This is a genomic window from Aeromonas sp. D3 (assembly GCF_027705025.1).
GTDB lineage: Bacteria > Pseudomonadota > Gammaproteobacteria > Enterobacterales > Aeromonadaceae > Aeromonas > Aeromonas salmonicida.
The window spans coordinates 39,031-53,036 of sequence record NZ_JAPDBE010000026.1 but is presented as its reverse complement, the minus strand read 5'-3'; the positions used below and the strand labels follow the sequence as shown (position 1 = coordinate 53,036).

Here is a 14,006-nt window from a genome sequence, read left to right as displayed (position 1 = left end):
TAAATGAATAAACCTACTCATCAGAAGCTTACCTTCCATCACGTAGGAATTCCGGTTACTTCAGGGCTGCCAGCAGAAACCTACAACCCTAGTTTGAAAATGCATGCTACAGGGTATTTTGAATCACCATATGCGATGGAGTGGATGGAGTTTGATAAGGACAGCCCTCTCCCAGAGATAATCCGGACACAACCTCATATTGGTTACGTTGTTGAAGATCTACAAAAGGCGATCAAAGATCGACATGTGATTCTTGAGCCCACGAGCCCCTGTAACGGAGTAACGGTAGCATTTATTCTGGAAGGTCGTGATTTGATAGAATTTCTGCAGTTTGACAAGCCGGAAGAGGAGGTATGGCCGCACCCCAATAAGTTTCTCCTCGAGTGCTTATAGACAGTTTGTACAGATCACGTTATCACCTGACACCGGCCCCGAGCCGGTGTCTTGCTTTAACCCACTACGACAATAGTTTCGTTATCGTGGCCAACTCAATCCAAACTCTCAGCCAGGTCTATTTTCGTTTGCTGGCGCAGGGGGTTCCCCCCTTCCCAATACCGTATTAAAAAGCCCGTAGGTTCGAATAGTGAAGCGTATTCGAACAGGCGCGAATCAAGCAGCACACAGGCAGCCGGATAATTATCAGGCGCCCTTCCAACGATCATTCTGCCGCGATTGTCTGATAACGCTTCGCTCATCAGACTGATAAAAGAGATATTCACCACCCTCCTAAATGATCGGCAAATCCCCTTGGGGGGCCCTTTTCGGCCCCCTGGTGGCCCGGTCTGGCGTTCTAGAGCCACCATAAGCTGAATTTATGGGTTTTCCGATGATGACCCAATATTTGCTTATAGCGGCGATCACCAGTCCACCAGCGCCCGTTGTGGCCCCATCATGGGTCAACTAGGCCATATCCCGCCCCTGCGGCACACCTCACTGCGCCGCAGACAGGCAGGGTATTGTTTTCCCCTGCAAGCCGCCGAGCCGAGTTTAGCGGGTCAGGAGCGCCGTCATGGACGACGGCGCAACCGCAGGTGGCAGATGGCAGATGGGCCAGATGGGATCAGGGTGAGCACTGCTCGACCCCGATATGGCGCGAGAACAGGGATGTTCGAAGCGGGCTTTGGCCGAAGCCATGGATGGCGAAGGCCAAAGTGCCGTGTGCGGCGATCTGTCCGACCCGATGAAGGAGGCGAGGGAATCCACGAAGCGGACGGCTTGCCGGGGGAGAAGACCTTTGGTCTTATGTTCAACAAAAAGTGGGTCTTTCCAAAGTCACTCGCCCAGGCCCGAAGGGCGGGCGAAACCCCGTCGAGGGCAAGGCCCTCGCATTCGATGGGGAAAGCCACATACGGAGCGCTGCTGCGCAAATCACTGCGCCGATGGGGCGCGCCCTCCCCCACGGGGATTCTCTCCCGCCCGCCACTGACCTATAGTGAGCTCCTACTCGAACAACCTTTGCGAGCAGCAATATGTATATCGGCGAATTTGCCCGGCTGGCGGGCACCACTCCCAAGGCGATCCGCCTCTACGAACAGATGGAACTGCTGCCCGAACCCAGGCGGCGCGGCAAGTATCGAGTCTACCGTGCGGAAGATCTGGAGTGGGTCGGGTTTATTCGCCAGGCCCAGCAGCTGGGTTGCAAACTGAGTGAGCTCACCCCCCTGCTGGCCGGCATGACCGACATGGCGCAATTTCCCTGGCAGAAGGTGGAACGGCTTATCGCCGACAAGCTGGCGCAGATCGGCGCGGAGCAGGCCCGTTTACAGCGCCAGCATCAAGCCCTGACCCAGTGTGCTGCGCTGCTGCAACAGCATCCCTGCCGCACGCCACTCCTCCAGCCAGACTAAGCCCTGGCAAGCGCCCTTCGATGGCAACCCCGTCGCCCTGACCATCGACCTCATCAAAGAGGGCCGCTGTGCCCCTTGACTCTGTCCCATGGGACAGAGGGTCTAATGCGGGCTCACCCCATCAGGAGCCCTGACCATGCCACCCCGTCTGCTTGTCATCAACGGCAATCCCAAACCCGACAGCTTCTGCCATGCCCTGGCCCGCGAGTATGCTCGCAGCGCCGAGGAGGCAGGCGCAGAAGTCACACTGCTGCACCTGGGGGAGCTGGCCTTCGAGCCGGACTTGCGCCATGGCTATGACCTTATGCCGCCGCTGGAGTCGGATCTGCTGGCGTTGCAGCAGAGCCTGAGTGCCGCTAATCATCTGGTGATCGTCTCCCCCCTCTGGTGGGGCAGCATGCCGGCCCGTCTCAAGGGTCTGCTGGATCGCACCCTGCTATCCGGCTTTGCCTTTCAATATGTCAAGGGCAAGGCCCAGCCCCTGCGTCTGCTCGCAGGCAAGACGGCGCGCCTGCTGCTTACCATGGACAGCCCTGTCTGGTACTACCGCTGGTGGCTGGGGGATCCCGCCTCGCGCATCCTCGACAAGCAGGTACTGGGGCTGTGCGGTATCCGGCTCACCCACCGCCAATACCTGGGCCCCATGCACACGGCCAGCGATCAGGACAGGGCCCGCTGGCTGACAGAGACCTGTGCTGCGGCCCGCGCCGATGTGCGCCGGCTAAGTCGCCGCACATGAAAAAGCCCCGCATCGCGGGGCTTTTTGTTATTGGCGGTGGCCGACTCAGTTGACGGCGACCGGCTCGCTCATGCTGGCGGGCGGCGGGGTTTGAAACTCGCGCTCGGCCTCGTTGAAGCGATCCACCATGGCCTTGGAGGGCGCCTTGTCCAGCAAGCTGAACACCACAATTGCCAGAGTGGAGAAGAGGAAGCCCGGGATGATTTCATACAGCCCCAGCCAGCCGAACTGCTTCCAGACGATGACGGTGATGGCACCCACCAGCATGCCCGCGAGGGCGCCGTTGCGGGTCATGCGCGACCAGAGCACGGAGAGCAGCACAACGGGACCAAAGGCAGCACCGAAGCCGGCCCAGGCGTAGCTCACCAGCCCCAGTACCCGGTTCTCCGGATTCATGGCAACACCGATGGCGACCACAGAGATCAACAGCACCATCATGCGACCCACCCACACCAGCTCCTGCTGGGAGGCGTTCTTGCGCAGGAAGGGCTTGTAGAGATCTTCGGTAATGGCGCTGGAACAGACCAGCAGCTGACAGCTCAGCGTGCTCATCACGGCCGCCAGGATGGCGGAGAGCAGCACGCCGGCAATCCAGGGGTTGAACAGTATCTTGGAGAGCTCGATAAAGACCCGCTCCGGATTGCCGGTGACACCGGCGGCCTGCTCGGTGAAGGTGGAGAAGTAGGAGAGGCCGAAGAAGCCGATGGCCACGGCGCCGCCGAGGCAGAATACCATCCAGGTCATGCTGATGCGGCGGGCACTGACCATGGAGTGGTGAGAATCTGCCGCCATGAAGCGCGCCAGTATGTGGGGCTGGCCGAAGTAGCCCAGGCCCCAGGCCATCAGCGAGATGATGGCGATGAAGTCCAGGTTCTTGAACATGTCGAGGTTGCTGGCGTTCTGCGCCGCCACCTGCACCATGGCGGTGTCGATGCCGCCAACGGCGATGATGACGAATACCGGCGTCAGGATCAGGGCGAAGATCATCAGGGTCGCCTGCACCGTATCGGTCCAGCTCACCGCGAGGAAGCCGCCGAAGAAGGTGTAGGTGATGGTGGCCGCGGCGCCGACCCAGAGGGCTGTCTCATAGCTCATGCCGAAGGTGCTCTCGAACAGGCGGGCACCGGCCACCACGCCGGAGGCGCAGTAGATGGTAAAGAACAGCAGTATCACCAGGGCGGAGAGGATGCGCAGCACCCGGCTCTTGTCCTCGAAGCGGTAGGTAAAGTAGTCCGGCAGGGTCAGGGCGTTGCGGTTCTTCTCGGTGTGAACCCGCAAGCGACCGGCCACCCAGCGCCAGTTGAGATAGGCCCCTATGGTGAGGCCGATGGCGATCCAGCTCTCTGAAATACCGCCGATGAAAACGGCGCCCGGCAAGCCCATCAGGAGCCAGCCACTCATGTCGGAGGCCCCGGCGGAGAGGGCTGTGACCCAGCTCCCCATACGGCGGCCGCCGAGAATGTAGTCGTCAAAGTTGCGGGTGGCGCGATAGGCGATAAAACCGATCAAGACCATCCCGAGGATATACACCAGAAAGGTGATAAGCATGGGGGTGCTGGCTGTCATTCAAAACTCCATTAGGTGACGTGTGTACCCGTTCTGACGACGGGCTCTTCCTTAAAAAACCGCCCTAGCTTAATCAGCAGATCCCATGACCTCAACCACTTTTAACAAATAAAAAACACAATATAAACGTTTCATCTCTAACTAACGAACCGCTCAGGGAGTAATCAGCCGGATTTTATCCTGAGACAGCAAGGGCTTGTCTGCTCCCCTCGTCCCCTGGCGCCAGGCGGCATGAGCGCAAAAAAAGCCCCGACCACAGATCGGGGCTTGAGACGATGAACGACAGGATCAGCGATTGATGGCGATCGGCATGCCGCTGCGCTGCTCCAGCGCCTGCTTGACCAGCTGGGAGTCGCTGTCGGCATGGGCGATAAAGCGGGTCACGGCCTGGGTCATGGGCAGCGGAGCAGGCAGACTGGAGTTGAACTCGGCTTCGCTGCGGGACAGGGGCTGGTGCACTTCCAGATAACGGCGGCCATCGGGCTCGACGGTGGCCTTGATGGGCTGGTTGACGAACTGCACCCGCGTGCCGACCGGGATCTGCTTGAACAGGTACTCTATGTCTTCGTTACGCAGCCGCACGCAACCGTGGCTCACCCGCAGGCCTATGCCGAACTGGGCATTGGTGCCGTGGATGGCGTACATCTTGCCGATATAGAGCGCAAACAGCCCCATGGGGTTGTCCGGGCCGGCTGGCCAGACTGCCGGCAGGCTCTCGCCACGGGCGGCATACTCGGCGTGCATCTTAGGCGTAGGGGTCCAGGTCGGGCCGGCCTTCTTGCGCTGCACGCTGGTCACCCAGTTTTCCGGGGTGTCGGTGCCGAGCTGGCCTATGCCGATGGGCAGCACTTCCACCACCTTCTTGCCTTTCGGGTAGTAGTAGAGGCGCATCTCTGCCACGTTTAGCACTATGCCTTCGCGGGGGGCATCGGGCAGTATCAGCTGATGGGGGATGACCAGCGTCTCGCCCGCCTGCAGCAGCAGGGGATCCGCCTTGGGGTTGGCTTCGAGCATATTGGTCAGCCCCAGCTGGAATTTGGCGGCCACGGCCTCCAGCGGCTGACCGTTTTCTGCGGCCGGCACCACGTATTCCATATTCTCGCCCACCAGACGGCTGTTGGCCCCGGGCAGATCGTATTGAACGGCAAACACAGGCGCGGCGGCCAGAACAAGGCTGCAGCACAGAGCAGCCGCACTATTGCGAAGGAGCTTCATAACTTTCCCATGATGATGACTTGATTGACGTCTCAGGGCTGACAGCTGATTCAAGAGGGATCAGGGGCGCGAAGAGAAGGCCGCCATTTTTCTCCTCTGCACACCAAATTTCAACTGACAACTGGATACGGGTCGATGATTAATATGGCGCTTCCCCTGCCACCTCGACCCGTGTCCTCACTCCGTTTGCCCCCTCTGCCAGGCACGCATATCGTAACCTGTGGGAGATTGATGCAACCGCAGATGAAATTGCTCAATGATGGCGAAGATATGGTCGAAAATATCGGCCTGGATCCCTTCGTAATCCGCCCAGGCCGTGGTCGCGGTGAAGCAGTAAATTTCCAGCGGCAGACCGTCGGTAGTCGGTGCCAGCTGGCGCACCATCAGCGTCATGTCCTTGCGAATACCGGTATGGGCCCGCAGGTAGGCGTCCAGATAGGCGCGCAGGGTCCCGAGATTGGTAAGGTGGCGCCCGTTGATGGGGCAACTGAGGGCATCGCTGAGCTGCTGGTTATAGGCGCTCAACTCCTGCTCCTTGCGGCCCAGGTAGGGCGCCAGCAGCTGGGCCTGCTTGAGCTGCATCTGCTCATCCGCGGTCAGGAAGCGCACGCTGGTCATGTCGATATTGACGCTGCGCTTGATGCGGCGGCCGCCGGATTCTGTCATCCCCTGCCAGTTCTTGAAGGAGTCGGAGATGAGCGCATAGGTGGGGATGGTGGTGATGGTCTTGTCCCAGTTCGACACCTTGACGGTGGTGAGGCCGATATCGGTCACCTCGCCGTCGGCACCGTACTTGTCCATCTGCAACCAGTCGCCGACGCTGAGCATGCGGTTGGCGGAGAGCTGGATCCCCGCCACCAAGCCGAGGATGGGGTCCTTGAACACCAACATCAGCACGGCTGTCATGGCACCCAGGCCACTGAACAGGAAGAGCGGTGACTTGCCGAGCAGCAGGGCGATCATCAGGATGCCGACCAGTATGCTGGCCACCAGCTTCACCCCCTGGAAGATGCCGCGCAGGGGCAAGTCTCGCCCGAGCCGGGTGTAACGGCTCACCGACGAGATGCAGTCGAGCAGGGCAAACAGGGCCAGCAGCAGGAACAGCAGGATCCAGAACTGGGTCACCATCTCGATCAACTGCAAACTGTCGGAGCTGCTCGGCAGCCAGATCTCCGCCTGACCGAGCATAACGGCTCCCTGCAATACGAAGGCGAGCCGGTAGAACAGGCGCTGTTGCAACTGGGGAGGCAGCCACACCTGTTTGGACTTGGCAAGCACTGTCACTAGTCGCACCAACAGGACCCGGTGCAACAATACGTGCAATATCAGCGAGGTAAGGACGATAAAGCCCAGGGCGATCACCAGCGCCATCATGTTGCTGACTTCAACACCCATGCTCGCCAGCCAGTTAAAAAATATCACCTTCATCCCTACCTCCAATGCGTGAAACAGCCGTCAGGGTACGTATCTGCCACCCCATGTCAAATGACAACTTGCTCAGCCGGAAGCCTGAAACGACAACGCCCGGCGCAGGCCGGGCGTTGTATCGGAGCAAGGGGCGTTAGCCGACCAGACTCAGGGCATCGCGGGCGATGACCAGCTCTTCATTGGTGGGCATCACCAGCGCCAGACGGCTGCCTTCAGCCGTGATGGGGCCTTCTCCACCGAGCACGGCGGCATTGTTGGCTTCTTTATCTACCTTGAAGCCGAACAGGGCCAGACGATCCAGCACCATCTCGCGCACCATGGCGGCGTTTTCACCGATACCGCCGGTGAACACCAGAGCGTCGAGGCGACCCTCCATGGCAGCAGCGTAAGCGCCAACATACTTGGCAACTCTGTAGGTGAAGACATCCAGCGCACGCTTGGCGCCAGCGTCGGTCGCATAGTTGGAGGTGACATAGCGGCAATCGCTGCTCACCTCGGTCAGACCCAGCAGACCGGATTCGCGGGTAAGGGTGTGGTTGATCTCGTCCACGCTGTAACCGAGCTGATCGTGCATGAAGAAGACGACTGCGGGGTCGATGTCACCGCAACGGGTGCCCATCGCCAGCCCTTCCAGCGGGGTCAGGCCCATGGACGTATCGACGGACTCGCCGTTCTTGATGGCGCAGACGGAAGCACCGTTGCCCAGGTGGCAGTTGATGATGTTGAGCTCGGCCAGCGGCTTGCCCAGCGCCTTGGCGGTCTCTTCTGCAATGAAGCGGTGAGAGGTGCCGTGAGCGCCATAACGACGGATGCCGTTCTCTTTATAGAGCTTGTAGGGCAGCGCGTAGAGATAGGCTTCCTGCGGCAGCGTCTGGTGGAAGGCGGTGTCAAACACGGCCACGTTCTTCTCGGCAAGCTGCGGGAAGACCTTGAGCGCGGCACGAATGCCGATGAGGTGCGCCGGGTTGTGCAGGGGGGCGAACGGAATGGCGGCCTCGATGCCGGCGATCACGCCATCATCGATGCGAACGGAGCGGGAGAACTGCTCGCCACCGTGCACGATGCGATGGCCGATGGCCACCAGCTGCTCGGCCAGGGTCGGATCCTGAGGCAGGATGTGGCCCACTATGTGGTCGAGGGCGGCCTGGTGAGCGGCACCCGCTCCCAGCATGGCTTCGCCCTTGACCCCGTGGAGTTTCCATTTGATACGTGCATCATCCAGATTGAAGCATTCGGCCAGGCCGGACAGCATGTCCTCACCTGTTTCGGCGTCCATTACGGCAAATTTCAGGGAAGAGCTACCGCAGTTAAGGATCAATACCAACTTGCTCATGTTCTACATCTTCCTGTGCTTCGGCTTTATGCCGACAGTGTCGTGTCATCCAACAATGGATGGGATTCCCCTGCCGGGGGCTTATGGTCGCAGGAAAGTGCGCCCAATTTTTCAATACGTTAAGTGCGGGTCCCGAAGACGCTGTGCACTCGATTCATCATGGGTCGGTGTGAACCCGGAGGGGGCCGCGCACCCGTTGAGCTGCCGTGCTGACGGCTACAGGCCGGCCAGCAAATCCTTGTGCACCTTGACCACCAGCTTCTTCACGTGAGCCGGCTGGTTGGGGGTACAGAGAGGGCGATGCAGTTCTCCCGGCCAGAAGATGGCAAAATCACCGGGCTGCAACGCCAGATAACTGGTCTGTTCGTCGTCGACGAACCAGAGATCGGGGTGGGGATGATCGGCGCCGTCATTGACGTAACTGTGAGGCCCGACACCTATCCACTCTTCCCCGCGCAGCAGCAGTTGTATATCCAGATACTGCTGATGAAACTCGCCACGGCGATCCGCTGCCGGCTCGGTCAGCTCTTCGCTCACCAGACAGAACAGCGTGAGGCCGTCGATCTCTGTCTTGCCGAGCGGCGCACTCAGCCAATGGTCGACGCTTTTCACCACCTCGGCCATGATGCGGGCCAGCTGGGCGGGCAGCGGCGTTCGCTGCAGGGTATTCAGACTGCCGGTGATCATGGCGAGCGGATCCTTAGGTGTATTCAGGCGGCATCTTTGCCGCAAAATGAAAAAGGACCCTGTTCAGGTCCTTGTGTCGCACCATCTGCAATCCATGCAGACAGGAAGCGCCTATTTGCTCGTGCCGAGCGTCTGAGGTCACTGTTACACACTCATCCGCTGCTTGCCAAGAGACGAAAACGCATTCGTCCGGTGATCGTACCAGCTGAAACAATATTATTCACTACTCCATCGTCGTCGACTTTGACCAGACGCAAAAACGGGAGCATCTGCTCCCGTTTTTTTCACACAACCGGTGTCATTCAAGCCTTGCGGGCGTTTTCCACCGGCTTGGCATACATGGCGCGCCAGATGGCCTTGTGCTCTTGTGGCACCTCTGACTGACGAGTCAGGAAGGCCGCCTGCTCTATGGTATTGGCCTTGCCGGACACATCTGCGGCCAGGTAGTTGCCCGGGAAGAGGCGATAATTGCCCCAGATTGCCTTGTCGATCAGCGCAGCCAGCTCGTCCGGATCGCTGAAACCCTCGCTGATGGGGGCGCCGAAGGAGACATGTACCCGCCCCTTCTGGCCGACGATGCCGGCAACGATGCTCTCGATATCCTCGAACTCGCCTTTTTCGTAGCTGCCGTTGACCGATTTCTCGTACAACTCGCGCGCCTTGGCCTTGTCGGTGGGATCCAGCTCATAGCTGATGCTGACCGGCACTATGTTGAGGCTGCGCATGTAGTCGACGAAGTCGATTTTCTGCTTCTTGCCGTCCACATAGAACATCTTGAGGATGGCGGGATCCGTCTTGTCATCGCCATTCTTGGCGCGCCCTTCCTTCTGGGCGATCCAGATGGAGTGGCCTTCGTGCACCGACTGGCCGATATAGGCGGACAGCTCGCCGAGCATCTTCATCATCTCCCGCGGTCCCTTGGCGGAGCGCTTGACGATGAAGCTCTTGTTGAGCTTCATCAGCTCGGTGGCGCAGGGTTTGCGCAGCAGGTTGTCACCGATGGCGATGCGCACCGTATCAAAACCATGGGTATGCAGCCCCCAGTTGACGAACGCCGGATCCATGGCGATGTCCCTGTGGTTGGAGACAAACAGGTAACCCTGCTCTTTCTTGAGGTGTTCGAGGCCGGAGAAGGTCACGCCCTTGGTGGAGGTGGCAATCATGCGGGACATGTAACGGGTCACCCCCATCTGCACCTGATGGATGGTGGTCACCTTGGACCACTTGTAGCGCAGGAATTGGCGGATCAGCGGGCGAATGGCCCAGCCCAGCCAGCTCATCAGGGAACCGAAACGATACTTGGCGATGGCGCCGATAAATTCATCATCCTGGATCAGCCGTTCTATGGCTGCCGGCACTTCTTCATCGCGGTAGGGGCGAATGTCCGCGAATCTATCTACTTCAGTCACAATGTCAGCCTTGCGTGTAAGGAGTCGCGGCCAACCGAGTTGGCCGGGAAATTCAGGGCGCAATTTTACACGCTTTTATGGCAAGGGGTATGGAGCGAGTACGAATAGTGAGATCTGACCAGTTAATCAGGCTGCAATGCCAGTGTCACCGCCGCTTCGGCATGAATCGCAGTGGTGTCATAGAGCGGAACGGCTGCTTTTGAGTCACCCACCAGCAAGGCAATCTCGGTACATCCCAGGATCACGGCCTGGGCACCCGCCTCGGCCAGCCCGGCGATGATGGCGAGATACTCGGCCCGCGATGACGTACGGATCTCGCCAAGACAGAGCTCGTCATAAATGATGCTATGCACCCGTTCACGCTGCGCCGCTGGCGGCACCAGCACCTCAAGCCCGAACAGGGTTTGCAGGCGGCCCTTGTAAAAATCCTGCTCCATGGTGAAACGGGTGCCAAGCAGCCCGACTCTTTGCACCCCGTCCGCCAGCAACTGGCGAGCGGTGGCATCGGCGATATGGAGCAGCGGAATATCGATGGCAGCCTCAATCTCGGGCGCCACCTTGTGCATTGTGTTGGTGCCGATCAGCAGAAAATCGGCGCCGCCTGCCTGCAGCTTGCGCGCCTCGGCAGCCAGCAGGCGCGCGGTCGCGGGCCAGTCACCGACATGCTGCAGCCGCTCTATCTCGGCAAAGTCGACGCTGCTAAGCAGCACCCGCGCCGAGTGCAGGCCGCCGAGCCGTGCCCGCACCTCCTGGTTGAACGCCTGATAGTAACTGACGGTGGATTCCCAGCTCATGCCACCCAGCAGACCGATACATTTCATGGGGACTCCTTTAATGCAGTGCCAGTGCAGTACGGCGCTGCCAGCGAGATAAAAAAGGCCCCGAAGGGCCAACAAGACAGAAGGTAAGGCCAAAGGTCCAGGGTCTGTTGACGTCTGTCGCGGCCGAGCCGACACGTCAAGGGATCCTGGACGCCTAAATCCAGATCATCAGCACGCAGGCTGCCGTGGCGAGCCCCATGCCAAGGTTGAAACGACGCCAGCCTGTGGCGGTGCGGATGAGGCGGCGCACCTGGGCACCGAACAGCACCCAAAAGGCGCCGGTATACAGGCCGGTCACAAAAAAGATGCCGAGCACCCAGCTGGCCGAGGGCCAGTAAGCCTCCCCCGCCAGGGTAAAGCCACTGATGGCGGAGAGCGCCATCATCCAGGCCTTGGGGTTGAGCAGTTGCAGCATGGCGCCCTGATGGGCCGGAATGAGCGGTCGGTTGCCCTCGGCCGGGCCACTGGCGGTCGCCACCTTCCAGGCCAGCCAGAGCAGATAGGCCGAGCCAATCAGCTTGAGTCCGTCATGCAGCAGCGGCACCTTTTCAAACATCACCCCGAGCCCCAGCGCCGTGGCCAAGATCATCAGGTTGATCCCCCCCACCACCCCCACCAGCAGGGGAAGAGTGCGGCGAAATCCCTGGGCGGCACCGGCACTGGTGAGCAGCATGTTATTGGGGCCCGGCGTGCCACAGGTAATGAGGGCAAAACCCGCCAGGGGAAGCAACCAGTTCAGATCCATCTCAACCTCTTGGTGATACAAAGCGTCCGATATACGGCAAGCCTTCTAATATGCAGAGCCAGCCCCGTGGCGACAAGTCAGAAATGGCTCTTTCTTGCCTGCCAGCGGCACGCGCTCAATACCAGAGCATCACCACACAAAGCGCCGTCAGCACACCAAGGGAGCCATTGAGGCGTCGCCAGCCCCGATCCGTGCTGATCCAGTTGCTCAACTGGTGACCGAACAAGACCCAGACAAAACAGACCGGGAAGCCCACCAGCGGAAACACCAGCATGATCCCCCACAGGCTAGGCCAGTAACTGGCACCTGGCAGACTGAACAGACTGATGGCGGAGATGGCCATCATCCAGGCCTTGGGATTGAGAAACTGAAAGCCCAGCCCTTCCAGCAGGGTCAACGGACGGGCACGCCGGGCCGGATCACCGGGGGCACCGGCCACGGCGATCCGCCACGCCAGCCACAGCAGATAGAGGCTGCCGAAGATCTGCAGCCCCAATCGCAGCAGAGGCCAGCTCTCGAACAGGGGATAGAGCCCCAATGCCATGACCAGTTGCAACACGGGCTGACCCACGGCCACGCCGGTCAGGTGTGGCAGGGTACGGCGCACCCCGAAGTTGGCGCCAGATGCCGTCAGCATCAGATTGTTGGGGCCCGGCGTACCGCAGGTGAGCACGGCAAAGCCGAACAGGGTGACATACCATTCCATCGTCATCTTGTGACTCCTTTATTGCTACATTGTATCGATACAATGTGCTGTATTTGATTGTGAACAGGTTGGCTTTCACGCTATATTGAGGGCAATTTTGGATCAATGGATTTATTGTCACCATGACAATTTGGACCCCGGACCTTGCCCCCTTCGATGGCCCCCTCTATCTCAAGCTGGTGAAAGCCATAGAACAGGCCATTCTCAGTGGCGACCTGCCACCCCTGACCCGCTTGCCGACCCACAGGGCCCTGGCAGATCAGCTGGGAGTGACCGTCGGTACCATCACCCGTGCCTATGGCGAGGCGGAGCGGCGCGGCCTGCTGGCTGCCAAGGTGGGACACGGCACCTGGGTCAAAGGGACAGGCACGGATCCGGCCAATGAGTGGGTGATCCGCAAGGAAGAGGGGCATCGCATCGAGCTGTGGCAAAACCTGCCAGTGCAACTGGACAGGGCCGCCATCATTCGCCCCATGCTGGGGGAAGTGGCCGACGGGGATCTCAATGCCCTGCTCGGCTACGACAAGGAAGCGGGCCAGCCCGGTCAGCGCCAGCTGTTCATCGACTGGCTGGCCGAGCAGGGGGTGCACGGCAGCGAGGATCGCCTGCTGTTCAGCCACGGCGCCCAGCACGGCATCATGCTCTCTCTGCTGGCCACCGGCTGCGTGGGGGAGACCATTTTATGTGAAGGCCTCAGCTACCCCGGCATGCTGGGCAATGCCCGCCAGCTGAAGAACCAGGTGGTGGGGCTGGCGATGGACGAGGAGGGGTTGATCCCCGCCGCGCTGGAGGCTGCCTGCCGCACGCGGCGGGCCAAGCTGCTCTACCTCACCCCGACCCTGCAAAACCCCACCACCGCCATCATGAGCCAGGCACGGCGCGAGGCCGTCGTCGCCATCGCACGCCACCATGACCTGCTGATCATCGAAGATGACGTCAACGGCCTGCTGCCCAGTATCCCGGTGGCTCCCCTGGTCAACCTGGCGCCGGAGCGGGTCATCTATCTGGGCAGCCTGGCCAAGATCGCCTGTGGCGGGCTCAGGGTCGGCTTCGTGCTGGCACCACCCGCCCTGCGCAATGCCTTCGCCCAGGCGATGCGGTTGTCGAGCTGGATGGTGAGCCCGCTCTTGATCGAGCTGGCCTGCAAGCTGGTCAGCCAGCGCCAGATAATGCCATTGGTCGAGCAGCAGCGGCAGATCCTGGCACGTCGCGGCGAGCTGTTGCGCCACCTGTTGCCGGGGGCTCACTGGCAGGCGGGCTCAATGCACGCCTGGCTGCCATTGCCGGAGCCGTGGCGCAGTCAGGAATTCGCCGAGGCCGCCAACGCCCTTGACGTCGGGGTGGCGAGCGGAGAACACTTCGCCGCCGGCCAGTTCGCGGCGCCGCAAGGGGTACGGCTGAGCCTGAGCCAACCGGCCACAGATGCCCGTGTCGCCGAGGGACTGGAACGACTGGCACAGCTGCTGCGCGCCGCGCCGCCCACCAATCCCCTGCTATAGTCAGCCACCAT

General features: G+C 60.5%; 14 protein-coding genes. 4 read left to right on the top strand and 10 right to left on the bottom strand.

The window, feature by feature from the left end; translation table 11 throughout:
• The first annotated feature begins 3 nt into the window (after positions 1 to 3).
• Positions 4 to 393 (top strand): hypothetical protein, encoded by a 390-nt coding sequence (locus OKC28_RS15155; RefSeq protein WP_270690100.1) that lies wholly within the window; start codon positions 4 to 6, stop codon positions 391 to 393.
• A gap of 95 nt (positions 394 to 488) precedes the next feature.
• On the opposite strand, the gene OKC28_RS15150 is transcribed toward OKC28_RS15155, so the two are convergent.
• The gene (locus OKC28_RS15150; RefSeq protein WP_270690097.1) at positions 489 to 719 is read right to left on the bottom strand and encodes a hypothetical protein; all 231 of its coding nucleotides are present in this window, start codon (positions 717 to 719) and stop codon (positions 489 to 491) included.
• 750 nt (positions 720 to 1,469) lie between these two features.
• Here OKC28_RS15150 and OKC28_RS15145 point away from each other — a divergent pair.
• Together OKC28_RS15145 and OKC28_RS15140 are read left to right on the top strand one after the other, a co-directional pair.
• On the top strand, positions 1,470 to 1,847 hold the full coding sequence (locus OKC28_RS15145; protein WP_265457238.1) for a MerR family transcriptional regulator: 378 nt from the start codon (positions 1,470 to 1,472) through the stop codon (positions 1,845 to 1,847).
• Between the two features lie 136 nt (positions 1,848 to 1,983).
• Positions 1,984 to 2,586, top strand: coding sequence for an NAD(P)H-dependent oxidoreductase (locus OKC28_RS15140; protein WP_270690094.1), 603 nt, complete (start codon positions 1,984 to 1,986; stop codon positions 2,584 to 2,586).
• Positions 2,587 to 2,631: 45 nt separating this feature from the next.
• On the opposite strand, the gene putP is transcribed toward OKC28_RS15140, so the two are convergent.
• From putP to OKC28_RS15095, 9 genes are all read right to left on the bottom strand, one after another.
• Positions 2,632 to 4,152: a sodium/proline symporter PutP gene (putP, locus tag OKC28_RS15135; RefSeq protein WP_270690092.1), complete on the bottom strand. Its 1,521-nt coding sequence runs from the start codon at positions 4,150 to 4,152 to the stop codon at positions 2,632 to 2,634.
• A 288-nt stretch (positions 4,153 to 4,440) separates the two neighbouring features.
• Entirely contained in the window at positions 4,441 to 5,367 is a 927-nt protein-coding gene (locus OKC28_RS15130) for a L,D-transpeptidase family protein (protein WP_270690090.1), read from the bottom strand.
• Between the two features lie 177 nt (positions 5,368 to 5,544).
• Positions 5,545 to 6,795 carry a mechanosensitive ion channel family protein gene (locus OKC28_RS15125; RefSeq protein ID WP_270690088.1) on the bottom strand — a complete coding sequence of 417 codons (1,251 nt, stop codon included), beginning with the start codon at positions 6,793 to 6,795 and terminating at the stop codon, positions 5,545 to 5,547.
• A 133-nt stretch (positions 6,796 to 6,928) separates the two neighbouring features.
• Complete coding sequence (locus OKC28_RS15120) at positions 6,929 to 8,128, bottom strand: acetate kinase (protein ID WP_131730027.1); 1,200 nt, start codon at positions 8,126 to 8,128, stop codon at positions 6,929 to 6,931.
• A gap of 216 nt (positions 8,129 to 8,344) precedes the next feature.
• Positions 8,345 to 8,815 carry a YhcH/YjgK/YiaL family protein gene (locus tag OKC28_RS15115; RefSeq protein WP_265434343.1) on the bottom strand — a complete coding sequence of 157 codons (471 nt, stop codon included), beginning with the start codon at positions 8,813 to 8,815 and terminating at the stop codon, positions 8,345 to 8,347.
• A 302-nt stretch (positions 8,816 to 9,117) separates the two neighbouring features.
• Positions 9,118 to 10,224 (bottom strand): 1-acyl-sn-glycerol-3-phosphate acyltransferase, encoded by a 1,107-nt coding sequence (locus OKC28_RS15110; RefSeq protein ID WP_021139500.1) that lies wholly within the window; start codon positions 10,222 to 10,224, stop codon positions 9,118 to 9,120.
• Between the two features lie 122 nt (positions 10,225 to 10,346).
• Positions 10,347 to 11,045 (bottom strand): aspartate/glutamate racemase family protein, encoded by a 699-nt coding sequence (locus tag OKC28_RS15105; RefSeq protein ID WP_270690083.1) that lies wholly within the window; start codon positions 11,043 to 11,045, stop codon positions 10,347 to 10,349.
• Positions 11,046 to 11,199: 154 nt separating this feature from the next.
• Complete coding sequence (locus OKC28_RS15100; protein WP_021139498.1) at positions 11,200 to 11,790, bottom strand: LysE family translocator; 591 nt, start codon at positions 11,788 to 11,790, stop codon at positions 11,200 to 11,202.
• Between the two features lie 115 nt (positions 11,791 to 11,905).
• A complete protein-coding gene (locus tag OKC28_RS15095) occupies positions 11,906 to 12,502 on the bottom strand; it encodes a LysE family translocator (protein ID WP_005318697.1) in 597 nt (198 codons plus the stop codon).
• 116 nt (positions 12,503 to 12,618) lie between these two features.
• Between OKC28_RS15095 and OKC28_RS15090 the strand changes: the two genes are divergently transcribed.
• The gene (locus OKC28_RS15090) at positions 12,619 to 13,995 is read left to right on the top strand and encodes an aminotransferase-like domain-containing protein (protein WP_270690080.1); all 1,377 of its coding nucleotides are present in this window, start codon (positions 12,619 to 12,621) and stop codon (positions 13,993 to 13,995) included.
• The last annotated feature ends 11 nt before the right edge of the window (positions 13,996 to 14,006 follow it).